At 71.1% G+C, this 25,541-nt stretch carries 20 protein-coding genes; 11 read left to right on the top strand and 9 right to left on the bottom strand.

What is annotated here, in order from left to right; translation table 11 throughout:
• The coding region (locus ITX44_RS42330; protein WP_265934310.1) for a glutaminase domain-containing protein at positions 1 to 2,627 on the top strand (2,627 nt) is incomplete at its 5' end.
• Positions 2,628 to 2,729: 102 nt separating this feature from the next.
• Here the strand turns inward: ITX44_RS42330 and ITX44_RS27585 are convergent.
• Complete coding sequence (locus ITX44_RS27585; RefSeq protein ID WP_307795508.1) at positions 2,730 to 3,581, bottom strand: endo alpha-1,4 polygalactosaminidase; 852 nt, start codon at positions 3,579 to 3,581, stop codon at positions 2,730 to 2,732.
• Positions 3,582 to 3,815: 234 nt separating this feature from the next.
• On the opposite strand from ITX44_RS27585, the gene ITX44_RS27580 reads away from it, so the two are divergent.
• Both ITX44_RS27580 and ITX44_RS27575 read left to right on the top strand, forming a co-directional pair.
• A complete protein-coding gene (locus ITX44_RS27580) occupies positions 3,816 to 4,019 on the top strand; it encodes a cold-shock protein (RefSeq protein ID WP_205360113.1) in 204 nt (67 codons plus the stop codon).
• Between the two features lie 315 nt (positions 4,020 to 4,334).
• Positions 4,335 to 5,876 carry a DEAD/DEAH box helicase gene (locus tag ITX44_RS27575; protein ID WP_236061754.1) on the top strand — a complete coding sequence of 514 codons (1,542 nt, stop codon included), beginning with the start codon at positions 4,335 to 4,337 and terminating at the stop codon, positions 5,874 to 5,876.
• Between the two features lie 15 nt (positions 5,877 to 5,891).
• On the opposite strand, the gene ITX44_RS27570 is transcribed toward ITX44_RS27575, so the two are convergent.
• Together ITX44_RS27570 and ITX44_RS27565 are read right to left on the bottom strand one after the other, a co-directional pair.
• Complete coding sequence (locus ITX44_RS27570) at positions 5,892 to 6,629, bottom strand: polysaccharide deacetylase family protein (RefSeq protein ID WP_205360112.1); 738 nt, start codon at positions 6,627 to 6,629, stop codon at positions 5,892 to 5,894.
• A complete protein-coding gene (locus ITX44_RS27565) occupies positions 6,626 to 7,987 on the bottom strand; it encodes an MGDG synthase family glycosyltransferase (protein ID WP_205360111.1) in 1,362 nt (453 codons plus the stop codon). Before ITX44_RS27565 ends, ITX44_RS27570 begins: the two co-directional genes overlap by 4 nt.
• A 284-nt stretch (positions 7,988 to 8,271) precedes the next feature.
• On the opposite strand from ITX44_RS27565, the gene ITX44_RS27560 reads away from it, so the two are divergent.
• A complete protein-coding gene (locus ITX44_RS27560) occupies positions 8,272 to 8,973 on the top strand; it encodes a DedA family protein (RefSeq protein ID WP_205360110.1) in 702 nt (233 codons plus the stop codon).
• Positions 8,974 to 9,061: 88 nt separating this feature from the next.
• On the opposite strand, the gene ITX44_RS27555 is transcribed toward ITX44_RS27560, so the two are convergent.
• From ITX44_RS27555 to ITX44_RS27545, 3 genes are all read right to left on the bottom strand, one after another.
• On the bottom strand, positions 9,062 to 9,481 hold the full coding sequence (locus ITX44_RS27555) for a PIN domain nuclease (protein ID WP_205360109.1): 420 nt from the start codon (positions 9,479 to 9,481) through the stop codon (positions 9,062 to 9,064).
• Complete coding sequence (locus tag ITX44_RS27550) at positions 9,481 to 9,735, bottom strand: type II toxin-antitoxin system VapB family antitoxin (protein ID WP_205360108.1); 255 nt, start codon at positions 9,733 to 9,735, stop codon at positions 9,481 to 9,483. The genes ITX44_RS27555 and ITX44_RS27550 overlap by 1 nt, the downstream gene beginning before the upstream one ends.
• A gap of 140 nt (positions 9,736 to 9,875) precedes the next feature.
• Positions 9,876 to 11,072, bottom strand: a complete 1,197-nt coding sequence (locus ITX44_RS27545; RefSeq protein ID WP_205360107.1) for a YncE family protein — start codon at positions 11,070 to 11,072, stop codon at positions 9,876 to 9,878.
• Between the two features lie 466 nt (positions 11,073 to 11,538).
• Here ITX44_RS27545 and ITX44_RS27540 point away from each other — a divergent pair, with 466 nt between their 5' ends.
• The 3 genes from ITX44_RS27540 to murJ all read left to right on the top strand — a co-directional run bounded on the left by ITX44_RS27540 (position 11,539) and on the right by murJ (position 16,454).
• A complete protein-coding gene (locus tag ITX44_RS27540) occupies positions 11,539 to 13,077 on the top strand; it encodes a UDP-N-acetylmuramoyl-L-alanyl-D-glutamate--2,6-diaminopimelate ligase (RefSeq protein WP_205360106.1) in 1,539 nt (512 codons plus the stop codon).
• 81 nt (positions 13,078 to 13,158) lie between these two features.
• Positions 13,159 to 14,724 (top strand): glycosyltransferase family 87 protein, encoded by a 1,566-nt coding sequence (locus ITX44_RS42785; RefSeq protein ID WP_205360105.1) that lies wholly within the window; start codon positions 13,159 to 13,161, stop codon positions 14,722 to 14,724.
• Positions 14,721 to 16,454, top strand: coding sequence for a murein biosynthesis integral membrane protein MurJ (gene murJ, locus ITX44_RS27530; RefSeq protein WP_205360104.1), 1,734 nt, complete (start codon positions 14,721 to 14,723; stop codon positions 16,452 to 16,454). Before ITX44_RS42785 ends, murJ begins: the two co-directional genes overlap by 4 nt.
• On the opposite strand, the gene ITX44_RS27525 is transcribed toward murJ, so the two are convergent.
• Positions 16,391 to 17,311: a glycosyltransferase family 2 protein gene (locus tag ITX44_RS27525; protein ID WP_205360103.1), complete on the bottom strand. Its 921-nt coding sequence runs from the start codon at positions 17,309 to 17,311 to the stop codon at positions 16,391 to 16,393. The genes murJ and ITX44_RS27525 overlap by 64 nt on opposite strands.
• A 96-nt stretch (positions 17,312 to 17,407) precedes the next feature.
• The gene (locus tag ITX44_RS27520) at positions 17,408 to 18,805 is read right to left on the bottom strand and encodes a UDP-N-acetylmuramoyl-tripeptide--D-alanyl-D-alanine ligase (protein ID WP_205360102.1); all 1,398 of its coding nucleotides are present in this window, start codon (positions 18,803 to 18,805) and stop codon (positions 17,408 to 17,410) included.
• A 355-nt stretch (positions 18,806 to 19,160) separates the two neighbouring features.
• Here ITX44_RS27520 and ITX44_RS27515 point away from each other — a divergent pair, with 355 nt between their 5' ends.
• The 4 genes from ITX44_RS27515 (at position 19,161) to ITX44_RS27500 (ending at position 24,128) form a co-directional block, all read left to right on the top strand.
• Positions 19,161 to 20,348: an FAD-dependent oxidoreductase gene (locus ITX44_RS27515; RefSeq protein WP_205360101.1), complete on the top strand. Its 1,188-nt coding sequence runs from the start codon at positions 19,161 to 19,163 to the stop codon at positions 20,346 to 20,348.
• A gap of 368 nt (positions 20,349 to 20,716) precedes the next feature.
• The gene (locus ITX44_RS27510; protein WP_205360100.1) at positions 20,717 to 21,484 is read left to right on the top strand and encodes a thioesterase II family protein; all 768 of its coding nucleotides are present in this window, start codon (positions 20,717 to 20,719) and stop codon (positions 21,482 to 21,484) included.
• 32 nt (positions 21,485 to 21,516) lie between these two features.
• Positions 21,517 to 21,813 (top strand): phosphopantetheine-binding protein, encoded by a 297-nt coding sequence (locus ITX44_RS27505; RefSeq protein WP_205360099.1) that lies wholly within the window; start codon positions 21,517 to 21,519, stop codon positions 21,811 to 21,813.
• Positions 21,813 to 24,128, top strand: coding sequence for an amino acid adenylation domain-containing protein (locus ITX44_RS27500; RefSeq protein ID WP_236061808.1), 2,316 nt, complete (start codon positions 21,813 to 21,815; stop codon positions 24,126 to 24,128). Before ITX44_RS27505 ends, ITX44_RS27500 begins: the two co-directional genes overlap by 1 nt.
• A gap of 69 nt (positions 24,129 to 24,197) precedes the next feature.
• Here the strand turns inward: ITX44_RS27500 and ITX44_RS27495 are convergent, their stop codons facing one another.
• Positions 24,198 to 25,346 (bottom strand): acyl-CoA dehydrogenase family protein, encoded by a 1,149-nt coding sequence (locus tag ITX44_RS27495; protein WP_205360097.1) that lies wholly within the window; start codon positions 25,344 to 25,346, stop codon positions 24,198 to 24,200.
• Positions 25,347 to 25,541 lie beyond the last annotated feature (195 nt).

The following is a 25,541-nucleotide window of genomic DNA, read 5'->3' as shown; positions in this document are numbered from 1 at the left end:
CACACGCCCCCCGCACCCCCGGCGGACCGCGTCGCCCCGCCGCCGGTCCCGCGCGCCGCGACCTGCTGCTGTGGACCGGCGCGCTGACCGCCGCCGCGGCCACCGGCGGCCTGCTCGGCGCGGGCCCGGCTGCCGCCGCCCAGGCCGCCCAGGCCGGTGCGGCCGGCACCGCGACCCCGGCCGCGAGCACCTTCAGCCCGCTGCGCCCGCCCGCCGTACCGCTCGCGGTCCGCTCCCCGTACCTGTCGACCTGGGTGCCGGCCGACAACCTGGCCGGCACCTGGTCCACCTTCTGGACCGGACACGTCACCGCCCTGTGCGGGCTGGCCCGGATCGACGGCACGGCGTACGTCTTCGCCGGCGCCCCCTCGCTGCCCGGCGGCCCGGCGCTGACCACCATGCAGCAGATCTCGCTGCAACTCACCGCCACCCGATCGATCTACCGGCTCAGCGGCGGCGGGGTGACGCTCACCGTCACCTTCTTCTCGCCCGTGGACCTGGGCAACCTGCAGCGCCAGTCGGTGCCGCTCAGCTACGTCACCGTGCGGGCCGAGAGCAACGACGGCCGCTCCCACGCCGTGGACGTGCACGTGGACGTCTCCGGCGAGTGGGTGCACGGCGATTCGACCACGCCCGTCGCCTGGACCCAGCAGCAGGCCGGCACCATGAACGTGCTGAGCTGCCGCCCGGCCACTCCCGGCGTGCTCCAGGAGAACGGCGACCAGGCGTCCTGGGGCAGCCTGGTGCTCGCCGCGCCCGCCTCGACCCCGGGCCTGACCTGGCAGATCGGCCAGGACACGGTGGTGCGCGCCGCGTCCGCCGGCACCGGACGGCTGGCCGGCACCTCCGACTCCGCGCAGCCGCGGGCCATCAACGACCGCTGGCCGGTGCTCGGCTTCAACCGCGACTTCGGCACCGTGAACTCCGGCACTCCGTCGGCGGACTTCACCCTCACCCTCGGCCATGTCCGCACCCCCGCGGTCAGTTACCTCGGTACGCAGCTCCAGCCCTGGTGGGCGCACTACTGGGGCTCCTGGACCGACATGGTCGGCTGGTTCGACGCCGACCACGCCTCGGCCCTGTCCGCCGCGACCGCCCTGGACCAGAGGATCCACGACGACGCGGTGGCCGCGGTCGGCGGCGGCAGCACCGGCGAGAACTACGCGGCGCTGTGCGCGCTCGCGCTGCGCCAGGCCGTGGCCGGCACCGAACTGGTCGACCGCGGTGGCAGCCCGTGGGCGTTCCTCAAGGAGATCTCCTCCGACGGCAACATGTCCACCGTCGACGTCACCTACCCGGGCTTCCCCGCCTACCTCTACCTGTCGCCGGCCTACCTGCGGCTGCTGCTGGAACCGCTGCTGGACTACGCCGAACACGGCGGCTGGCCCAAGCAGTTCGCCGAGCACGACCTCGGTTCGTCCTACCCCAACGCGACCGGCCACAACGACGGCAACGAGGAGGACATGCCGGTCGAGGAGTCCGCCAACATGCTCATCATGGCGGCCGCCCTCGTCCAGCGCCTGCCCGCCGCCGACGCGAAGGCATTCGCCGCCGCCCACTACCCGATCCTGCGCCAGTGGGCCGAATACCTGGCGGCCAACGCCCTCGACCCCGGCTTCCAGAACCAGACCGACGACTTCACCGGCTTCATCGCGCACAGCGTCAACCTCGCGCTGAAGGGCATCGTCGGCATCGGGGCGATGGGCGCGATCGCCGCCGTGAACGGCAACAGCGCCGACGCCGGGCACTACGCGGCCCTCGCCCGCAGCTACGTCAGCCAGTGGACCACCCTGGCCGAGGACTCCTCCCACAGCCACCTCAAGCTCGCCTACGACCAGGACGGCACCTGGAGCCTGAAGTACAACGGCTTCCCCGACCGCCTGCTCGGCCTGGACCTGGTCCCCGACGGCACCCGGGAGCGCGAGGCGTCCTGGTACAGCGGGCACGCCGGCACGTACGGCATCGTCCTGGACCCGCGCAACGACTACACCAAGGGCGACTGGGAGGTGTGGACCGCGGCCTGGCTGGCCCAGCAGGGCGGCACCCGCGACATGCTGATCAACGGCGTGTACGGATTCGCCGCCGCCACGCCCCAGCGGGTTCCGTTCAGCGACTGGTACGTGGTCGCCAACGCCGCCCAGCGCGGCTTCCAGGACCGCCCTGTGGTCGGCGGGATGTTCGCGCCGCTGCTGGCGCCCGCGCCCTCGACCGTGCACTGGTTCCGGATCCAGAACCGCAACTCCGGCAAGGTGCTGGCCGTCTCCGGCATGTCGCTCCAGGACACTGCCGAGGTCACGCAGTACACCGACAACGGCACCGCCGACCATGTGTGGACGATGCTCGACAACGGCGACGGCACCGTCCGCTTCGCCAACCGCAACAGCGGCAAGGTGCTCGCCGTGCACGACCAGAGCCTGGACGACGGCGCGCACGTGCAGCAGTACCAGGACAACGGCACGCCCGACCACGTCTGGCGGGTCGTCGACAACGGCGACGGCTGGTCGAAGATCGTCAACGTCCGCTCCGGGAAGGTGCTCGCCGTGGACGGCATGTCGCAGGCCGACGGCGCCCAGGTCACCCAGTGGACCGACAACGGCACCGCCGATCACCTGTGGCGGTTCATCTGACCGCCGCGCAGGCACGGCGGTACGCCTGCCGCCGGTGAAGGCCCCGCACCCGGGGCGAGTGGGCGCGCGCCGGGTGCGGATCACGGCGCGTGGCGGCGGACCTCAACAGGGCCCCCCCCCCGCGCCGAGCTCGAGGTGTTTGACCATCGAGCTGAAGCCCAACGCGACGGTCCGCGCGCAGAACTGATCTGCCTTCAGCTCGTACTCCACGTGGAAGACCGGCTTGCCGGCCGCCACAAAGGGGGCGAGCCGCTCGCACTCGCCGTACTGCGCGCACTGTTCGTCCACCGAGAAGTCGAAGTCCGGCAGTAGCGCCGGGACCTGGTCCAGGTCGTTCTTCAGGCCCACTGCCAGGCCGCGTTCGTGGGCGAGTCCGGCGATCAGGCGGTTGTACGCGAGCTGCTGCGCGGCGGTCAGCGGGAAGCCGGTGGCGTTCGCGTAACCGTCCACGTTGTCCGGCTCCACAGCGTCGAAGCCCTTGGCCCGGCACATGTCGAACCGGGCCGCCATCAGCGGACGCAGCACATCGGTACGCCGCACGTCCAGCCACCGCTCGCCCTGCCAGCCGTTGCCCTTCCCGAGCACGGCCGCGGGGAACTTCGCCGCATCGGGCCGGAACGACTCCCACGCGCCCACGTTCACGTAGCAGATCACCTTGCGGCCGTCCTTGTGCAGGGCGCGCACCACCGCCGCACCGTTCTCGAAGCCGTCGATGTCGTAGACCGGCACGTCGACGGACGTGTCCACGGTGCCGCTGAGCTGCCACTGCCAGGGTGTGCGGGGGCGCGGGTGCCAGCGGGCGGGGGACGCGGCGGACATGCCGGCGGTGGGAGTACGGGCGGGCCGGGCGCCGCCGTCGTCGTCCGGTCCGGAGGAGTCGGGCGTCGAACAGGCGGCGAGGGCCAGTAGGAGCACGGCGGTCAGGGCGGCGCGGACCGCGGTCACAGGCGTCACACAGCACAGGGTGGCACGGCGGGCGGGCGGACGGGCGAGATGAAGGCCCGCGCTGACGGGCCTGTGCTAACCTGGGAATGTTGCAGTTGTGGTTCCCATGAGTTCTGTGTGCGCCTGACGGGATGTGACCCCTTGGGCGCATTTGTGTTCCGGCCTCCAGATGGGGTCATTCGCAGCGACACCCGTCCCGCAACCCGCGGGTCCGGAACCTGCACCTATCGGAGAATTCGAATTATGGCCAGTGGCACCGTGAAGTGGTTCAACGCGGAAAAGGGCTTCGGTTTCATCGAGCAGGACGGCGGCGGCGCCGACGTCTTCGCCCACTACTCGAACATCGCCGGCAACGGCTACCGCGAGCTCCACGAGGGCCAGAAGGTCACCTTCGATGTCGCGCAGGGCCAGAAGGGCCCGCAGGCGGAGAACATCGTGCCGGCCTGACCGGAGCACACCCCGGGCCGGGTCCGCGCCGTCCACGTGCGGGCCCGGCCCTTTCCGCTGTTCCGCCGGGCCGAGCACCCCGCGCTGTGCGGCGGCATCCGCCCTGCGCCGTAGTCACGCCCCCGGGTAGGGCCGTGATACAGCCCGCGGCCCCCGCACGGCCGTCCGTCACCGCTCCAGCCGCCGCCGGCGCTCACCGCTGCTTTCCGCTCGCCGCACTCTTCGCGCTCGCTCCGACTCGTATCGCGGGTCTCCGCCTGCCGTGCCCCTTTGCGGAGCCCTTCCGGCGCGCCACCTTCGAGGAAGGCTTTCCGTATGTCAGAGGACACGCCCCGGACCCGGTCCGCCCGATCCCGCCGAAGCGGCCGCTCCCGGCAGGGCACCGGCCGCGCTCCCGCCGCCCCGGCCCCTGCCGGCGGCCGACGCTCCAAGACGGCGGACGAGCCCGTACCTGCCCTGGCCGGCACCCCCGGACCGCCGCCGGTCGCTCACTTCGCCGAACTCGATCTGCCCGCGCCGCTGCAGGCGGAGTTGCAGCGGCAGGGGGTCACCGTGCCGTTCCCCATTCAGGCCGCGACGCTGCCGAGTTCGCTGAGCGGGCGGGACGTGCTCGGCCGGGGGCGTACGGGATCGGGCAAGACCCTCGCCTTCGGGCTGGCGGTGCTGGCCCGGACCGCGGGGCGCCGTGCCGAGCCCCGCCGGCCGCTCGCGCTGGTCCTGGTGCCCACCCGCGAACTGGCCCAGCAGGTCTCGGACGCGCTGGCGCCGTACGCCCGCGCGGTGGGGCTGCGGCTCGCCACCGTCGTCGGCGGGTTGTCGATCGGCCGCCAGGCCGCCGCGCTGCGGGACGGCGCCGAGATCGTCATCGCCACTCCGGGCCGGCTGCGCGACCTGGTCGGACGCGGCGACTGCCGATTGGACCAGGTGACCGTCAGCGTGTTGGACGAGGCCGACCAGATGGCCGACATGGGCTTCCTGCCGCAGGTCACCGCGCTGCTCGAGCAGGTGGTCCCGGGCGGTCAGCGGCTGCTGTTCTCCGCGACGCTGGACCGGAACGTGGACACGCTGGTGCGCCGCTTCCTGTCCGATCCGGTGGTCCATGCCGTGGACCCGTCGGCCGGGGCCGTGGTCACGATGGAGCACCACGTGCTCCAGGTCACCGACGAGGACAAGCACGAGACGGTGGTACGGATCGCCGCCCGCCAGGGCAGGGTGCTGCTCTTCCTGGACAGCAAGCGCCGAGCGGACCGCCTCGCCAAGAACCTGCTGGCCCAGGGGGTGCGCGCGGCGGCGCTGCACGGCGGGAAGAGCCAGCAGCAGCGCACCCGTATCCTCGCCCAGTTCAAGGACGGCGAGGTGACGGCCCTGGTCGCCACCAACGTCGCGGCCCGCGGCATCCACATCGACGGCCTGGACCTGGTGGTCAACGTCGATCCGCCCGCCGACCACAAGGACTACCTGCACCGCGGCGGGCGGACCGCCCGCGCGGGCGCCTCCGGCAGCGTCGTCACCCTCGTACTGCCCGACCAGCGGCGGGACATGGACCGGTTGACGGCCCAGGCGGGGATCGTCCCGCGTACGACGAGGGTGCACTCCTCGGACGCCGCGCTGGCCCGGATCACCGGGGCGAGGATGCCCTCCGGCACTCCGGTCACCCTGTCCCCGACCGTGCCCGCCCAGCCGGGCCCGGCGCCCGCCCGGTCCCGCCGTTCGGGCCGTTCGGGTCGTGCTTCCTCGGCCGGGGCTTCGTCCGCCGGGGCTTCGCGCGCGGGCGCACGCCGGGCCGGCGGCGCGGACGCCGGTGCGCGGGCGGGAACCACACGCTCGGCCGCGCGCCCTCGCCGACGGGCCGCGTAGTCCCGGTCGTTCGGGTCAGCTCGCGGTCGCGTGCTCGCGCAGCGGGCCGACCCGGAGGCCGCGCCGGTCGCAGGCGTCGAGGAGAAGGGGAACGGCGGCGAGCGTAGTGCGCCAGGAACCGGTGGCCGAGGTGCAGTCGGAGTCGTGCAGCAGGATGGTGCCGCCGCCGTGCAGGTCGGCGGTGACCGTGCGGTAGACGGACTTGGGCGTGGCGCGCCGGCGCCAGTCCTCTCCCCAGCAGGTCCACAGCACGGGCGTCAGGCCCAGCCGGCGGCAGGCAAGGTGCGCGCCCGCGCTCATCACGCCGTACGGGGGCCTGAACAGGCGCGGGGCCTCTCCGGTGAGTTCGGCGACCAGGTCGCGGGTACGGGCCAGGTCGTCGTACGTGTCCCGCGGACCGCGCAGCAGCAGCGGGCGGTGCTCCCAGCCGTGGACGGCGACCTCGTGCCCGGCCGCCGCCATGTCCTTGGCCAGGCCGGGGTTGCGGGTCAGCATGGACCCGAGCAGGAAGAACGTGGCGTGGACTCCGCGGGCCTCGAGCAGCCGCAGGAAGTGCGGCGTGGACAGGTGGTCGGGGCCGTCGTCGAAGGTGAGCGCGACGTGGTCGGGCCGGCCCTGCCCGGTCAGGTTCGGCATGAATCGCTTGCGCAGCGGGCCGAACGTGGAGATGGCCGGTCCGGCGTGGACCGCGAGCGCGGACACACCCGCCGCGCCGGCGGTCAGGGCGGTGCGGGACAGTCGGCCGAGGCTCATCGGGGACCTCCGTTCAGGACATGGGTAAGCGTGGACCGGCGTACGTGGGAGCCGTGGTGGGCGGCGACGAGGGGCGCGGCGGTGCTGAGCGAGGCCGTGACGGCGACGGCAGCGGCGGCTCCGGTGAGCGTGCGGCGCACCGGGCGGCGTACCGGCGCGGGCCGCGCGACCGCGCTGCCGTGCTGTCCTTGCGCGTGCTGTCCGGCCAGGGCGGCGATGGCCGCGACCGGTCCGGCCCCGCCGTACAGCGCCAGGCCCCGGGCCCGCTGACGTCGGCCGCTCGGGCCGTCGATGAGTTCGGACAGTACCGGTCCCAGCCGCTCCGGCTCACGGATCCATACGGCCAGGCCGGCTTCGTCCAGCGCGGCCGCGTTGGTTCGGCCATGGCCCGGTATGCAGCGGTAGCTGGCCACGGGCAGGCCGCCGGCGAAGGCTTCGAGGCTGGTCAGGCCGCCTGCGTTCTGCACCAGGACGTCGGTGGCGTGCATCAGGCCGGGCATGTCGTCCACCCAGCCGTAGACGTGACCGATCCCGTCCTGCCGAAGCCGGTCGGCCAGGGCCTGGTTGCGCCCGCAGACCACGACCGGTGCCGCCACCCCGCTGTCACGGATCTCGGCGGCCGCTTCCCGGACCTGTCCCACGCCCCACGAGCCGGCGACGAGCAGTGCCAGCCGGGCGTCCTCGGGCAGTCCGAACCGGGCGCGGGCGTCCCGCCGTTCCGCCGGCGCGGCGGGGACGAAGCGTGAGCCGACCACGGGTCCGGTCGTCATGACCGCGGCGGCGCCCTGGGCGCGGGCCTGGCCGGCGGGTACCGCGTGGGCCGCCAGGTGGGCGTCGACACCGGGGGCGACCCACAGCCCGTGGACGGAGAAGTCGGTCAGGTAGGTCAGCGCGGGCACCGTCAGGCGCCCGCGCTGCCGCAGGTGCCCGAGGACCTGGCTGGCCCCGGGGTAGGTGGACACGACCGCGCAGGTGCCGGGGAGCAGCGCCCGCATCGTACGGTGCTCCGCGGTGCGGAAGACCGTGCGCGCGCCGGGGCCGAGGCTCCGGGACTCCTCGGTGGTGGCGTATATGCGCTGGTAGCCGGAGGGCGCCAGGGTCAGCATCCCGCGGTACGCGCTGCACAGCAGCCTGCCCGCGCCGGCCGGCAGGAGGTCCAGGAAGTCGAGCCGGTCGACCCGGAAGCCCTGTGCCTCCAGGCCCCTTGCGAGTTCTCCGGCGGCGCCGTCGTGTCCGGCGCCCACGCTCGCCGAGATGATCGCGATGCGGCGGGTGCCCGCGGGCGCGGACGGCGGGTCGGCCGGCAGGCGCGGGTGCGGGTGCGCCTGGTCGTGCGCTCGGTTGTCACCATGGGACACGGTTGATCGAACTCCTGGTGCAAGGTCACTCGGGTCGGGCGGGCATCCGGTGAATGTGCGCCGGACGCGGGCGGACAGGCCCGAGCGTCACCGGGAGGACCAGTGAGGCGGCCGTGGCCGGCTCCGAAGCTACTACATGCTGTAGGAATTACATATCCGCGACCTGGCGTAACCTGCTCGCGCGAGGTGCGGGAAATGAATTACTACACTTCGTAGAAGCAAGGTGATGGCCGGCCTGCCGGACCCGCCCGGGTCCGCCGTGCCGGGGGCGGGGGAGGGGATCGATGGCGCCGCACGCAGTGCTGGCGGCGGGCTGGCTGGACGGGGGGTCACTGCTGTCCCGATTCGGCGCATGGGCCGTGCTCGTCGTGGTCTTCGCGGAGACCGGCGTCCCCGTCCTGGGAGCGCTCCTGCCCGGCGACACCTTGCTGCTGCCGGCCGGACTGCTGTGCGCGCCGCACGCCCTCGGCGGGGTGCGCCTGTCGCTGTCCGTGGTGCTGCTCTGCGCCGCGGCAGGGTCGGTCGCCGGCGCGCAGACCGGCTTCCTGCTGGGCCGCCGCGGAGCCCGTTCGACGGCTGGCCGTCGCCCCTGGGCGGGCCTGGAGCGGGCAGAGGCGTGGTTCGAGCGGTACGGCCCCCGCCGAGCCGTGGTGCTGGGCCGCTTCGTCCCCGTGGTCCGCACCCTGATCCACCCGGTGGCCGGCCTGCTGGGAATGCCGACGCGTTCCTTCACCCTCTGGCAGGCGGCAGCCGGCGTCCTCTGGTCGCAGTCCCTCGTCCTGGCCGGCTACGCCCTCGGCGCCACCGGCAGAAGCGGCTCCACCTACCTGGTCCCCGCAGTGGCCGTCGCCGTCGCCGCCGGCCTGGCCCCCCCTGCCTGGCAATGGCTCCGCACCCGCCGCGCGACCCGCCGGAAGCCCACCACGGACACCCCTCTCCCCCCGAGCGTGCCGCCGACTCCCGAATCCCGATGCTGCGCTCGTTGATGTCGTCGAGTGGTTCTGAGCGCTACCGGTCTCAATTCCGGATCTCGGCAACGGTTTCCTGATCCGGAGGCCCGGGCCTCGGGCATGGTCAGCGGTCGGCGGTGCCGGGTGGGACGACCCATTCGGCGGGCTGGTTGGTGAGGGAGGCGATCATGTCGAAGTCGCCGTCGTAGTGGAGGACTGTCCGGCGGTTCAGCTCTGCTGTGGCGGCGATCAGCAGGTCGGGGAGGGACAGGGCGCGATGGAAGCCGGCGTTGAGGGCATGGCGCTGGACCTCGAGCGCGCGGGCGAAGGTGTGGTGGTCGGTGTGCAGGTAGTCGAAGGCGTGCAGCCAGGTGCTGATCCGGGTGGCCTCTGAGCCGTCCCGGGCGGAGTGGATCATCTCGTACTCGGTGGGCTGGCACACGGCGAGCAGGTAGCGCTCGTGGAGTGGTTTGAGCACTTTTTTGACGCCCGGTTTCGTCCAGCGGGCGAGGGCGGACTTGTCGATGAGGTAGCGATCCTGCATCAGGCGGCTCGGCCCCCGTTGTGGCCTCCGTCGCGTTTGAGCGAGCCATCGGCGTTGCGGGGGCCCGTGCTCTCGACGATCTCGCTGAAGTCGACCTCGCCGGCGTCCATGGCGTCGAAGAACTCCTGCCGCAGGTGCCGCTTGACGGCGTCCTCCATGGCGAGGCGCACAGCCTTGGCCTTGGTCTTGGTGCCGAAGATGCGCATGGCCTCGGCAACCATGTCCTCGTCGAGGTCGATAACGGTTCTGGCCATGTGTGCAGCCCCCTCACGGTGATCCTTCCGCAAAACGATACCATGATTCAGCTCAGATCGATATCGTTTCGGAGGTGCGCGCCAATGGGACCCGTTCCCATCGAGGTGCCGACCGGCTCCGCGTGAGAACGAGAGGAGGCTCAGCGGTAGTTGCCCGTGTGGCCGAGGCTGTAGCGGCCCGGTTGGGGGAAGATCGCCAGGCCGTGGGGGTTCGCGCCGACGTGGATGCGGGCGAGCAGGCGGCCGTCGGTGGTCGAGAAGCAGTAGACCTCGTCGTCGTTTCGTCCGGACAGCCAGAACTGCTTGCCGTCCGCGCTGACTCCGCCCATGTCCGGGGAACCGCCGCCGGGGATTTTCCAGGTGGCGAGGACTGCGGCGGTCGTGGGGTCGACCACCGAGACGGATCCCGCCTGACGGTTGGAGACGTACAGCAGTTTGCCGTCCCGGCTCGGGTAGATGCCGTGCGTGCCGGCTCCCGTGGGGATGAGGGTGCCGCGGTGGAGGGTGGTGCCCTCGATGGGGATCAGACCGCCGTCATGGAAACCGGCCACGTAGAAGGTCCGCCCGTCGGGGCCGAGCCGGATGTCCTGGGGCATGGAGTCGGCGCCGAGATCGAGCGTGCCCGAAAGGTTCATCGTTTTGGTGTCGTACTTCAGCAACTGGCCGGAGAATTCGCACGTGGCGATGAAGTACCCGCCGTCCGCCGAGAAGTCGATGTGGTTGATTCCCCTGCACGGCACCTTGACCTGCCGGCGCAATGCGAAGCTGTGGGGGTCACGTACATCGATACGGTTGAGGTATTCCGCCACTACGAGAGCGGATGTGCCGTCCGGGGTGAAGTAGAGGTTGTACGGCTGGGAGACGTTCCGGACCGGCGTCCCTGGCTTGCCGGTGCGCGGGTCGATCGGCACGAGCTGATCCTCGCTGCTGGCGTCGACCCACAGGGTCTTCAGGTCCCAGCTCGGAGTGACGTGCTGCGGCATTCCGCCGACGTGGAAGTGGTCGACGATTTTGAATGTCTTCGGGTCGATCACCGTGACGGTGTCCCGGTCCTTACTGGTCGACCAGCGCGTGCCCCCCATGCCCGTCTCACCGCTGTTGGGCACGTAGACCAGTTCCCGGTCCCCGGCGACCGCCGGGCTGAGCATCCCCAGATGGGTGAATCCGTAGATGTCCGGCGGGGCCACCGCCCGCTGCCCGGTGTGCGGAGGCTGTACGACGCCGTGCGATGCCCGCCGCGAGCCGTGGCCGGAGGCGAGCAACGCGCCGGCGATCACGATGCACGACGTCAGCACGAAGCCGCACACCAAAGCGACGCCGGTTCGATTCGGGCGCATACGTAGCCTCCGCTCGCGAAATCCTTGACGACGGCAGGGTATGCAGGGGGAGCGCGGCGCGCGATTCGAGCCGGCGCCATTTCACTGATACGGGCCGGACGTTTCCGCCCCCGCTTCCGGCCTTTCCCGGACATCCGGGCCGTGCTGTCGACGAAGGACCGTCCGGGTCGGCTCTGCCCCATCGGAGTGACGGTCCGGCCTTTCCGTGACCATCGCCCCCGACATGCGGTCGCCGGGCCCCTCGCTTAGCGTCGAAGCAGTGCCGGAATCAACCGATTCCCGTGACCGGCCCGAGCCGGCTCCCTGCCGAAGATGCCGCAGACGTATCCCGGCATGCCGGACCCGGGTCGCTTTTTGGGTTTGTGAATTTGTTTTCCGCGTATCCCGTCGGCCCGATGGAGACGTGTGTATGACTGGCGACATAAGTCCTGCTCCAACGTGCTTTCCCTGGCCGGGCCGTTCGGGCGTGGCGCGCCCCCCTGCTCGCCTCGGTTCACCCCGCCACGTCCGTCTGTCGGAACTCGCGGCCGTCTGGACCGGGGCCGAGCGCAGCGGTGCGGACGTCGCCGTCGTGGACTGCACGCACGACAGCAGGCAGGTGCGTCCGGGCTGGCTGTTCTGTGCCCTGCCCGGAGCGCACTACGACGGGCACGACTTCGCGGACGCCGCCGTACGCGCGGGTGCCCGGGCCCTGCTGGTGCAGCGCTTTCTTGACCTCGACGTGCCGCAACTGCGGGTGCCGAGCGTCCGGTGGGCCATGGGCCCCGTGGCAGCGGCCGTGCACGGCCGGCCGGCCGAGCGGCTGTCCCTCGCGGGCGTGACGGGGACCAACGGCAAGACCACGACCAGCTATCTCCTGCAGGCCGCGTTCGAGGCGTACGGGTGGCGCGCGGGGCTGCTGGGCACGGTGGAGACGCGGATCGGCCGGCAGCGGTGGACCTCGCCGCTGACCACGCTCGAGGCGCCCGACCTGCAGCGGGTCTTCGCACGGATGCGCAAGGACGGGGTCCGGGCCGCCGCCATGGAGGTGTCCTCGCACGCCCTCGACCAGCACCGGGTGGGCGGCATCGTCTACGACGTCGCCGTGTTCACCAATCTGGCCGCCGAGCACTTGGACTACCACGGCACGATAGAGCAGTACTACTACAGCAAATCACGGCTGTTCACCCCGGAGCACTGCCGTCAGGCCCTGGTGTGCGTCGACGACGAGTGGGGCGTGCGGCTCGCGTCGCACACCACGGTTCCCACGGTCACGTTCGGGCGCAGCCCCCGGGCCCAGGCGCGGATCACCCGTGTGGTCAGCGATCGGCGCGGCGTACGCATAGTCCTGGACTGCGCCGACGGGGCGGTCGAACTGTCGACCAGGACCGTGGGCGCCATCAACGCCACCAACCTCGCCGCCGCGTACCTCGCCGCGCGGGCCCTGGGCGTCCCGCCCGAAGCGGCGGCCCACGGCATCGGGCACTGCCCGGCCATACCCGGCCGGTCCGAAGTCGTCGACCTGGGCCAGCCGTTCCTCGTCATCGTGGACTACGCGCACACCCCCGGCGCCCTGTCCGCCCAGATCGGCACCGCTCACGAACTGACCGGCCCGGGCGGCCGGGTGCTGGTCGTCGTCGGCTGCCGCGGCGGACGCGACCGCTACAAGCGTCCCGACGCCGGACGGGCCGCCGTCGACGCCGACATCGCCGTATTCACCAGCGACAGCCCCGGCCGGGAAGATCCTCGGGCCATCGTCTCCGCGATGCTGACCGGCGCCCTGGGACTGCCCGAGCGGACGGTCGTCGTCGAACTCGACCGGGCCGCGGCGATCCACCGGGCCATCGCGATGGCCGGCCCCGGAGACGTCGTGCTCATCGTCGGACGTGGCCACGAGACCACCCAGCACCTGGCGGGCCACGACATACCGCTGGACGACCGGAAGGAGGCTCGCGCCGCCCTCATGGCACACGGCTGGGCCGGATCCCACCCGCGGTTGCGACGGCAAAGCAGCGTGCCCAGGTGAGCCCCCTCGGCAGCGGTCGGCCCTGCCCGGCCCCGCCCCGCCCCCGTCGTCCCCGCCTGCGTGAAAGTTGAGGTCACCGGCGTGCAAGGCAACGCACCGGCATCGTCACCGCTGGAAGACTCCCCGGCACCGCGCCGCCCGATCGACGCGGGCCGGGAAAGCCGTGGTCCCGGGCGCGTCCTCGGCATCAGCGCCCTGGTGTGCTGCGCCGGCGCCACGCTCCTCATGATCACTTCGGGCGCCCTCGGCCCGTCCTCGACCGAGCCGGTCTTCGGCTCCACGGGCCTGCTCCCTCCGTGGTTCCGGCGGACCGACCCCCCGGACCTGCTGGTGTGCGCACTCGTCACCCTGGTGCTGGCGCTCGGCACCGCCACAGTGATCGCCGGACTCGCGGCCGTACGCCGTCAGTGGTCACCGCGCCCCCGGACTCTGCTGCTGTGCGGCGCGCTGGCCGTCGCGGGACTGCTGTGCGTACCGCCGGTGGGGACCACGGATCCGCTCAATTACGCCGTCTACGGCCGGATGGCCACCCTCGGCACGGACCCGTACCGGACCACCCCCTGGGAATTCGGCCAGGGCAGCGACCCGATCGGCCAACTGGCCCTGGCCGAGCCCTGGCTGCACTACCCCTCGGTGTACGGCCCGCTGGTCACGGCCACCGAGTGGGCCGCTTCGCTGGCCGGCGGCACGTCGATGCTGCGCACGGTGTGGCTGCTGTCCGTGCTCAACGGCGCCGCTTTCGTCGCCACCGGAGCACTGCTGCTCAAGCTCGCCGGGCCCGATCCGGCGCGGCGGGTGCGCTCGCAACTCCTGTGGACCCTCAACCCGGTGCTGATGTGGAACCTCGTCGCCGGACCGCACATCGACGCACTGGGCGCGCTGTGCGTGGTGGCCGCCTTCTGGGCCTTGCGCCGATCCGGCCTGACCACCGGCCTCTTGCTCGGCGCGGCGGCCGCGGTGAAGATCACCCTGGGGATTCTTGTGCTGCCGTTCGCGTGGAGCATGCGGCACGACCGGCGTCGCCTGGTCGCCGTCGCGGCGGGCGGCGTCCTCGTACTGGCGGTCGGCTACGGCCTCACCCCGCACGCGGTCCTCAACGCGGCACGCGTCAGCGGAGAGTCCGCCGTCGGCTCACCATGGCCGCTCATGCTGCGGAAATTGCTGGTGCCGGTGTTCGGCGCGGCCGGGGGGAAGGCCGTGATGGCCCTCCTGGAGATCGCGTTGGTGGCCGTGCTGGTCGTGCTGCTGCGGGCCACGCTCCCCCCGGCCGCCGACGGCGACATCGCCCAGCGGGCCGCCCGCCCCGCCCTTGTCCTGGTCGCCGCCTATCTGCTCGGCACCGCCTATGTCCGGCCGTGGTACGACGCCCTGGCCTGGGTGCTTGTGGCGCTCGTGCCCCGGTCCTGGTTCGATCCGGTGCTGCTCGCCCACACCACGCTGATGACCGTGCCGTTCATCCCCGGACTGCCCCAGCCCCTTCACCCGCACATCCTCAACGTGCTCGCGCTCCAGACCGGATACCGGATCGTGCCCGCCTTGCAGGTACTGCTGCTGTGCACCGTCCTGTACGTGTGCGCCCGCCGGATCCGCCGCGGCCGCGGCGCGGGACAGCCGCTGCGACCGCTGGCGGAGGTGAACGACGGATGATGGCCAAGGTGTTGCGCCGGCTGGCGCGGCGGGCGAACCGCCGCGGGCCGGAGCTGACGATGGGCGTGGGCACGGCGCTGTCCCGGCTGACCGGGCTGGCCCGGGTATTCGCCCTGTCGTACGCGCTCGGCGTCACCCCGCTGGCGGACGCGTACAACGTCGCGAACACCACTCCCAACATGATCTACGACCTCGTGCTGGGCGGCGTGCTGTCCGCGACGCTCATCCCGCTGTTCGTCTCACGCCTCCAGCAGGACCGGCACCCGGCGGGGACGGATCCCCGGGACGACGACGTGCGGGCCGGTCACCGGGACGACGACGCGCAGGCCGAGCACCGGGACGACGACGCGTGGGCGGCCATATCCGCGGTGCTGAGCGTGTCGGCGGTCGTCCTGGCCCTGGGCACGCTTCTCGTCGCGGCCACGGCCGGCCTCCTGGTCAGTGGCTACACCGTGGCCACCCCGCTGGCCACCGCGGGCGGCGAGCGCCCGGTCGCCGTGCTCCTGCTGCAGCTCTTCGCCCCGCAGGTGTTCCTCTACGGCGTGATCGCCATGGCCACTGCCGTACTCAATACGGTGCGCCGCTTCGCACTGGCGACGTTCGCCCCGATCGCCAGCAACCTGGTGCTCATCACCGTCCTGCTCCTGGTGGCCGGCGACCTGCGGCACATCTCGATCGACCGGGTACGCGACGAGCCGGCCATCCTTTTGATCCTCGGGCTGGGCACCACGGCCGGCGTCGCGGCCCAGGCCCTCATCCTGGCGGTCGGGCTGCGCCGCGCCAAGGTCCGGCTGCGCTGGCGGTGGGAACCGCGGCACCCCGCGATACGGCACGTGGTCCGGCTGTCCGGCTGGACCTTCGGCATGGTCGCCGCCAACCAGGCGGCGCTGTTCGCCGTGCTGCTGCTCGCCAACAGCCGGCCCGGCGGGGTCAGCGCCTACACCTACGCGTACGCGTTCTTCCAACTCCCCTTCGGGGTGGTGGCGGTGTCCATCACCACAGCCCGTCAGCCCGCCTGGTCGGCAGCCTGGGCGGCCGGAGAACTCGAGGACCTGCGCGAGCAGGTGGCGTCGGGTCTGCGCCTGGTCATCACGCTGATGGTGCCGATCGCCGTCGTTCTGGCGGCCCTGGCCCACCCGCTGGTGAGCCTCCTGCTCGGGCACGGCGCCACCGGCGCCGCAGGCGTCGCGAGCACGGCCCGGGTGCTGGCGGTGCTCGCTCTGGGCCTGCCCGGATTCTCGGCCTACCTGTACTTCATCCGCGTCTACCAGGCGCTGCAGGACCTGCGTTCGGCCTTCCTGCTCTACCTGCTGAACAACGGCCTCACCGTCGTCATGGCGCTGGCCCTGTACCGCCCGGCCGGCGTGCAGGGCATCGCCGCTGCCGTCTCCGTGAGCTACGCCCTCAGCGCTGTCGCGGCCGCCGCGATGCTGCGCCGACGGCTCGGCATGGCCCCCGACGAGCGGCTGATGATGCCCGCCCACGCACTGACCCGAACCGTCGCGACCAGCCTGCCCGCGGGCCTGCTGGCCTGGCTGACCGTACGGTGGACCGGTGCACCGACCGGCTTGGCGGCCTTGGTGCCGCTGCTCGGCGGCGCCGCCGTCGCGGCGGTCGCCCTTCCGCTGTGCTGGGGGGTCGCGGCGCGCTCTCCCGCCGGGCAGCCTCAGATGCCGCGCGGCCGGCGCAGCCGGCGTACGACGCGGCCGCCGAGGAAGGGCGCGAGGTAGGTCACCGTCGCCGCGGGCACGTAGCGGGTCAGGCCCGCCGACCGCAGTTCGCGCACCGCCCGCCGTGCCTGGTCGGGCTGCCGGGCCTGCGCGAAGGCGACGGCGAAACGCAGGTGATGCCAGGTCAGTACGCGGGCGAAGGCGGCCTTGGACAGCGGGGTGTCCCGCCGTTCCCGGTCCAGCATGACGAGCATCCGGTCGTAGAGGCGGACCAGGTTCTTGCTGTAACCGGTGGGCTCGTCCCGGTAGATCACCAGTGGGGTGTCGAGCTTGACGATGTCGCCCTGTGCGGCGCAGCGCAGCCACATGTCCCAGTCCTCGGCGCCGTCCAGCGCGGGGTCGAACCCGCCGCAGGTTCGTAGCACCTCGGTGCGGACCAGCACGGTGGACGTCTGGAAACGATTGAGCACCAGCACGTCGCCGTAGCCCATCAGCGTCTCGCCGGTCGCCGCCGTCCTCGTCGTGCTCTCCGCCGCCCGGCTCTCGTCGAAGGTGCGGACCCAGTCACCGGCGAGCAGCACCGCCGACGGGTGCCGGGCCGAAGCCGCCAACTGCCGCGTCATCTTGTCCGGCAGCCACACGTCATCGGCGTCGAGGAAGGCCACCCACGGCTGCGTCACGTTCGCGATCCCGGTGTTGCGTGCCGCGGAAGGTCCCTGGTTGTCCTGCTTGACCAGCAGCACCTCCGGGAACGACGCCGCCACGGAAGCGGTGCCGTCCTGCGACCCGTCGTCCACGACGATCACCTGGGCCGGCCGCACCCCCTGGCCGAGCGCGGATGCCACCGCCGCTCCCAGGGTCTTCTCCGCGTTGTAAGCGGCGATCACCACGCTCACGGGCGCAAGGTCGTCCGTCATCCCGCGTCTCTCCTCTTTTCCCGTCCCGTCTTTTCCCGGCGTTCGTTGTGTGCCCGATGCCCCGGCATCCGCATGCCGGCCGGATCCGTCCCCGCGTCAGGTGGTCATCACTACTGCATCAGGTCTGGCCAGGCGCGTGGCGGTTTCCTCCAGCCCGGCGCTGTGCGAGCCCTTCACCAGCACGAGATCGCCGGGTGCCAGGCAGCCGGAAAGGTATTCCAGGGCGGCGTCGCGGTCGGGCACGAGTGTGCTGCTGACGCCGTGCGCCTGCGCCTGGCCATGGACCAGCGCCGCCTCGAGCCCGCCGACCGCGACCAGAACGGCGACACCCGCCGCGGCCACGCGTCGGCCCAGCTCGGCGTGGTAGGCCGCGGATTCGGCACCGAGTTCCCGCATTTCCCCCAGCACGGCGATGGTGCGGCGCCGTCCCGCCGACATGGCGGCCAGGGCGTTCAGCGCGGCGTCCATGGAATCGGGGTTCGCGTTGAAGGCGTCGTTGACGACCGTCACCCCGTCCGGGCGCTCGACGACCTCCATCCTGCCGGGCGTCAACTGCCGTGCCGAGCCCAGCGTTTCCGCGACATCGTCGAGCGCGACTCCGAGGCTGAGCGCGACGGCAGCGGCGGCGGTGGCATTGGCCACGTGGTGCTCCCCGTACATGCCCAGCCGCACGGGCGCGCTCGATCCGTCGTGCGTCAGGGTGAACGACGGACGGCCGTCCCGGTCCAGCTCCACTCGGGTGGCGCGTACGTCGCCGGCGGCCCTGCCGAAGGTCAGCACGCGCGCGGTGGTCCTGGCCGACATCGCCATCACATACGGATCGTCGGCGTTCAGCACGGCCAGGCCGTCCGGGGGAAGCGCCTCGACCAGCTCGCCCTTCGCCGTGGCGATGGCCTCCTTGCTGCCGCCGAATTCACCCAGGTGGGCCGTGCCCACGTTGAGCACCAGGCCGACGGTCGGCGGGACGATGCCGGTCAGGTACGTGATGTGTCCCGCACGGCTGGCGCCCATCTCGAGCAGCAGGCACCGTGTGGCGGCGTCCGCCCGCAGGACGGTCAGTGGCAGACCGATCTGGTTGTTGTAGGACAGCGGGGTCGCCACGGTGGTGCCCGCTTTTGCCAGCAATTGACTGAGCAGATCCTTGGTGCCGGTCTTTCCGGCCGACCCGGTCAATGCGACGACCGTCGGGGAGTCCAGCCTCGTCATGACCGTACGCGCGAGCCGCGCCAGCGCGTCCAGCGGGTCCGGAACGACGATGGCGGGAACGTCCACCGGCCGCGCCGCGAGGACCGCGACCGCCCCGGAGGCGACGGCTGCGGCGGCGAAGCGGTGGCCGTCGGTGCGCTCTCCGGGCAGGGCGACGAACAGACAACCGGGCCCGGCGTGCCGGGAGTCGATGACGGCGGCCCGGTCCACCACCGCCCGCGGCTCGGGAACGTCGTACAGCACACCTCCGACGGCCGCCGCGATCTCGTCCAGGGTCATCGGCACCACGGCAGGTCTTCCTTTCACCGGCACCGGGCAGGGCCATGAAACCACGCATCATCCGCAATTCTGACGCAATGTGCCTCTTGGCTCCACTTCATCACATAACGGGAGGAAACGGTCGGACGAAGATCCGTCCTGCCGGTGGTCCGGCAGAACGGCGGCATGGTGCCGAAGCCACCGCGACCAGCGGCGGCGGCAGCCGGAGGCATGATGCGATCATCGTCACCCTGCGTCGCCGGGCCGGTTGTATGCTGCGCGGGGCGATCGGTTGCCGCCCCGCATGACGACCTGTCGGATCACTGTCCGGAACATGTCCCCCTTCCGAGCCACCGCTCGCCGACGTCCGTTGTGAGGCATCCGCATGTACGACGCCATTGTGGTGGGGGGACGCTGCGCCGGCGCGTCCACCGCCCTGTTACTGGCCCGCGCGGGGTACCGCGTGCTCCTGCTGGAGAAGTCGGCGTACGGCTCCGACACCCTTTCCACCCACCTGCTCCACCAGCCCGGGATCGCGGCACTCGCCCGCTGGGGGGTGCTGGAACAGGTCCGCGCCTCGGGCTGCCCGCCTCTGGAGCGGACGGTCTACGAGGTCGCCGACATCCACATCGAGGGGAACGCCCGGGGCGTGGCGGGGCAGCGGGCGAAGTTCGCCCCCCGGCGCTACGTCCTGGACGCGCTGCTGGTGGACGCGGCCGTCGCGGCCGGCGCCGAATATCGTGAGCGCACCCGGGTGACCGGTCTGCTGCGGGACGAGGCGGGGCGGGTCGTCGGCGTCGAGGGCCGAAGCGGGGACCGGACCTTCACCGAGCGCGCGAGTCTGGTGATCGGCGCGGACGGCATGCGCTCCAGCGTCGCCCAGCTGGTGGCGGCGCCGTACACCGTGCAGGACCCGCTGATGACCTGCGCGTACTACACGTACTGGCAGGACCTGCCCGCGGACGTGGAGCTGTACGAGCGGCCCGGCAGCTGGGTGGCCACCGTGCCCACCAACGACGCGGCCACCCTCGTCCTGGTCTACTTCCCGCAGTCCCGCTTCGAGGAGATCCGCACCGACGCGCTCCACGCCTACCAGGAGCAGATACGCACCACCGCGCCCGCACTGTACGAGCGGCTGCAGGACGGCAAGCAGGCGGAGCGCCTGCGCGGCAGCGGCGATCAGCAGAATTTCTTCCGGCAGGCGGCCGGCCCCGGCTGGGTGCTGGTGGGTGATGCCGGACACCACAAGGACTCCATCACGGCACGCGGTATCACCGATGCGTTCCAGCAGGTGGAAAGCCTGGTCGGCGGGGTTGGAAGCACCCTCGGCGGTGATCCCGCGCAACTCGACGCGGCCCTGGCCCGATTCGCCGAGGACCGGGACACCGCACTCGCCTCGGGCTACCAGGCCACCCTCGGCGTCGCCCGGCTGGCGCCCCCCAACGAGCAGCGCCTTTCCATGCTGCGGGTCGTGCAGTCCGATCCGGCACTTGTCGAGATCTACCTCGACGTGGTGGCCGGCATCGCGACACCCGATGCCCTCTACACCCCCGAGCTCCTCGACCGCCTCTGAGCCGCCCCACCGGCGGCAGCTTGGCGGCCGAGCGGCAGTTCGATTTGCCGCCGAGAACATGATCAGGGATCAGTACCCCGGCGGTAATATGCTCCGGGCATCGGACGCCTGACACATCACAATATTGACACTGCACACCATTGGCGCTGCACAACCTGACTGCGCGACCGGCCACGACCCGATAGAGCACGCCGGCCTGCTCGGCGATCCCGACCGTCTCCACCTGCGCGACGAGCCGACCCGATACCGGGTGGAGCGGGACCACCGCATCATCACTGCCCCCGAACCGCGATGCGGTATGAGCACGCCCTCTTCACCGAGGCCGGCGACGACATCCGCTGAACGCCTTCAGAAAGGGGACCTGTTCGATGAGGAATCCGGTGGAAGAGCGGTGGTTACGCCGCTTCCGTGATGACGACGAGTACGAGACGAACCTGGTCTGCTTCCCGCACGCCGGTGCCGTGGCGGGCTTCTACCGCACCTGGCCCGCGGGACTGCCGTCGGACATCGGCGTCATGGCCGTCCGGTACCCGGGCCGGGAGGACCGGTTCGACGATCCGTTCCCGCCCGCGCTGGAAGCCCTGGCGGACGACATCGCCGAGGCTCTCGGCGAACTGAAAGAGCAACGGCTGGTGCTGTTCGGCCACTGCATGGGGGCTTCGGTGGCCCACGAGGTGGCGCTGCGGCTGCAGGAACAGGGCCGTCCGCCGGCCGCGTTGTGCGTGTCCGCGAGGCTGCCCCCGCAGGCGATGGCCGGTCGCCGCATGGTCGCCGGCACGGACGACGAAATCATCGCGCACGTCGTGAGCCTGGAAGCCGGCCGCGCCACCGCCTTCGAGAACCCCGTCATGAGGGAGATCGCCCTCCCCGCGATCCGCGCGGACTACCGCTTGTCGGACGGCTATTCCGGTGGCGAACGGCCTGCGCTGCACTGCCCGGTCTACGGGTACGCCAGTGACGGTGATTCCGAAGTGAGCCCGGAGCAGATGCGCGACTGGGCGGACGTGACGGACGGCGACTTCCGGCTCCGAGTGCTGCCCGGCGGGCATTTCTACCTCAAGCCCGAGGGCGAGGAAGCCACGCTGCTCGCGGACCTGACCGACGTACTGGACTCGGTCACGTCAGCCAATTCATAACCCACACATAATCAATTGGAGAGGTGCAGACCATGGCAGACTCGATAAGCTCCGCACAGGCGGAAGAGCCGGTTCAGGACCAATCCGCTCTCATCCGTCTCGTTCGTTCCGCCTGGCACGATGCGCTCGGCTACGACACGTTCGACGACGACACCAGTTTTTTTGACGCCGGCGGGGATTCGTTCGTGCTCATCTCCCTCATCGAGAAGATCACAAAATCCTCCGGACTCACGATCAAGGCCGTCGATGTCCTCCGGGCCCCCACCATCCGACGGCAGGCCGCCTTACTCGGGCAGTTGAAGGGTGATGGCAGCGGAGCAGGGCAGTGATGGAGCACGACGGGCACGCGCTCGAATCGTGGTCGGACCGGCTGGCCGGGGCGCCGACGGTTCTGGAGATACCGTCGGACAATCCTCGTCCGCATCATCATGACGCACGCAGCGGCCGGCTCCCCCTTGAGTTGTCCACCGAAACCGCGATGTCGGTACGCGGGCAATCGCAGACATCGAATACGCCTTCGCGCGCCGTTCTCCTGGCCGCATTCGGCCTCACGCTGAGCAGGCTGACCGGTGCGAGCACTCTGCTCGTCGGCGTCGCCGGCCCCGGCAATCCTGTTCCGGTTCGTGTCGACGTCGACGACGATCTCGCGCCGCGGGAATTCGTCCGCGGTGTTCAGGAATCGCTGGCGTGGAGCCTGGACCGGGGAGAGGTTCCGTTCGGCGACATCGTGACCCGACTGGGTGTGGAACGGTCCGGTCGGTGTCATCCGCTCGTCCAGGCTTTCTTCGGAATGGATGACCGGCTCGACCCGGAGACGAGTGACGCCGAGCCCGTAGCGGCTCGTATCGAGGACGCCGATCCCGGTGGCAACGGGTTCGACATCGCTGTACGGCTGGACGGCTCCGGCCAATCCTTCGCGGGGCACATCGAGTACGCGACGGACCTGTGGAACACAGGTGAGGCGGAGAGGTTCGCCAAGGATTACGCGGCCGCCGTGGCACAGCTCGCGCAGGCGATGGCGGCAGGCAGCGTGGACGTGACGCTGGCGGACGTCCGGTGCATCTCCGTCGATTCGCAGAAGATCCTCGACACCGTCAACGACACAAGCCAGGACTTCCCGTCCTCGTCCGTCGACGAGCTCTTCCGTATCGCGGCGGATCGATGGCCCGATGTGCCGGCCGTGCGCGATGCGGAATCGGAGCTCACGTACGCCGAACTGGCCGTCGCCGCCGCCCAACAGGCGCATCTGCTGCGTGCCGCCGGTGTCCGCGAGGGCGACACCGTGCTGATCGGTGTTCCCCGATCGGTGGCGGAGACCGTGGCGGTGCTGGGCACCCTCTGGGCGGGCGCTGCCTACATCGGAGTCGACCTGGCCCAACCCGAGGCCCACACCGCGAGGATCATCGCAAAGGCGTCTCCCGCCGCCGCGATCGTGACCGAGGACGGGGCCGCCGGTCTCGCGCCGCACCGCATATCCACGGTCAGTTCCTGGCGCCGGGGATGGGAGGCCGGCGCAGAGAGCGCGCCCCCGGTCCGGCCCGATCCCGATCGACTGGCCTACATCGCCTTCACCTCGGGCTCGACGGGTGAGCCGAAGGGCGTGGCGATCCCGCACCGCGGGGTGATCCGGCTGGTCCACGACGGCAAATACCTGTCGCTGGGCCCGGGCGAACGCTTCCTCCGTATGGCGTCACTCGCGTTCGACGCCTCCACGCTGGAGCTCTGGGGGAGCCTGCTGACGGGCGCGACAATCGAGGTCTGCCCACCGGAATTGCTGTTGCCGAACGAAATCGGTGCTTTTCTCGCGGAGTGCCGGATCACCGTGGCCTGGCTCACGTCGGGCCTTTTCGGGCTCGTACAGGAATTCGCCCCGGAAACGCTGGGCGGCCTGCGGCATCTCATGACCGGCGGCGATGTGGTGCCCTACGAGCACATCAAGAACGCCCTCACCGAACACCCCGGTCTCGTCGTCACGAACGCCTACGGCCCGACCGAGAACACGACCTTCACAACATTCCACTCGGTGCGTGATCCCGCCGGCATCGACGGACCGCTTCCCATCGGTTCACCGGTCCCCGGAACCCGGATCCATGTCCTGGACAAGCGCGCGAGACTGCTGATGCCCGGGGCCGTCGGGGAACTGTATGCCGCCGGGGAGGGCCTGGCGGCGGGCTACCTCAATGACACGGCGGAAACCGATCGGACGTTCGGCTTTTTCTCGCCGGACGTCGACGAGCGGCTCTACCGCACCGGTGACCTGGTGCGTATCGACGGAGCCGGCCACATCCGCTTCGTGGGACGGGCGGACGACCAGGTCAAGGTCCGCGGCTTCCGCATCGAGCTGCAGGCGATCAGGGAGGCGCTGAACGCTCAGGAGGGAGTCGAGGAGTCGTACGTGACGGTCACGGACGGCACCAGCATGGACAAGCGGCTCGTCGCCGCGGTCCGGCTGACGCCGGGGACGGCGGTCACGCCCGCCGACCTGAGGGACCGCCTGGGCGACCTTCTGCCGTCGTACATGGTGCCGCCGCTCTGGGCGGTCGTGGACCGGATGCCCGTCACCGCGACCGGGAAGGTCGACCGGCGCCGGCTCGCGGCCGTCGCCGGACCGGCCGGCTCGTTCGCGCAGCGCGGCCGGGCCTGATCCCGGCGATCCCGTGGTCCGCCTCCGGGCGGGACCACGGGGCCTTTCCGTATTTGGGGGTCGCCCTGATCACCCGTGGTAGCCGTCCAGGCGGGACAGGGCGTACAGCATGACCTCGTCGGCGCCGCCGCCGATCGACCACATCGGGCTGTCCCGGAAGTACCGGGCGGTCCACATCTCCTCCATGTACCCGAGGCCGCCGTGGAATTGCAGGCAGGTCGCGGCGATCTCCCGGGCCAGCCGCCCCGCCTCGAGCTTCGCGACGGTCGCGAACCGGTTCACGTCCTCACCGCGGATGTACGCCTCCGCGGCCGTGTAGTTGTAGTGCCGCAGCATGTCCAGCCGACCGCTCAGCTCGGCCAGCGTGAAGCCTATGTACTGCTGGTCGATCAAGGGCTTGCCGAAGGCCTGGCGGGCCTTGAGGTAGTCCGCGGTCCGGGCCAGGGCCGTCTCCATGCCGCCGACCGCGGTGTAGCTGAGCGACAGGCGCTCGTTCTGGAATTGGCTCATCTGCTGGTAGAAGCCCAGGCCGATCTCGCCGATCGTGTTGCCGACCGGGACCCGCACGTCGGTGAACGTCAGCTCCGCGGTGTCGGAGGAGCGCATGCCGAGCTTGTCGAGCTTGCGGTGGACTTCGAAGCCGGGCGCGTCCGTCGGAACGACGATCTGCGAGAAGCTGCCGTAGCCGGGCTTGTCGGACGTACGGGCCAGCAGGCAGATCCAGTCGGCCTGGGCGCCATTGGTGATGTAGAGCTTCGAGCCGTTGATCACCCAGTCGTCGCCGTCGCGCACCGCGCGGGTACGCAAGGCCACCACGTCGGAGCCCACATCGGGCTCGGTCACCGCGACCGAGCAGACCGCCTCGCCCTTGATCGCCGGGACCAGGTACTTCTGCTTGAGTTCCTCGGTGCCGAAATTGTGCAGCGACGGGGTCGCCATGTCCGTCTGGACACCGATCCCCAGGGCCACGCCACCGGGGCCGACCCGGCCGAGTTCCTCGTGCAGGATCACCGTGAAGAGGTGGTCCGCGCCCTGTCCGCCGTATTTCTCGTCGTACTCCACGCCGAGCAGGCCGAGCCGGCCCAGCTTCGGAAACAGTTCGTGTGCGGGGAAGATCCCCTTCGCTTCCCATTCATCTGCGAACGGCCCGATTTCCTTCTCGGCGAAGTTCCGGACTAATTCACGAAACGCCTTGTGTTCAGCGGTGAAATTTACCATGATCACAACGATGGCTTTGTGTGACATAATTGTCAAGGGATTGACACGGCAGCCTCGGATCCTGCCGGGAAAGAATTCATGACTTCCGGTTCCCGGGAACGCTTTCGTGATATGGGGACCGGGCGGAGGGATGCCGATTCCCGTGAGTCATTGGCCCGGCTGTTTCCGGAAGCGTGGCACGCCGGTGCTGGGCCG

Origin of the sequence: Actinacidiphila acididurans (genome assembly GCF_016918855.1) — a bacterium.
Classification (GTDB): domain Bacteria; phylum Actinomycetota; class Actinomycetes; order Streptomycetales; family Streptomycetaceae; genus Actinacidiphila; species Actinacidiphila acididurans.
The sequence above is the reverse complement of the archived record's forward strand: the minus strand, read 5'-3'. Positions and strand labels throughout refer to the sequence as shown.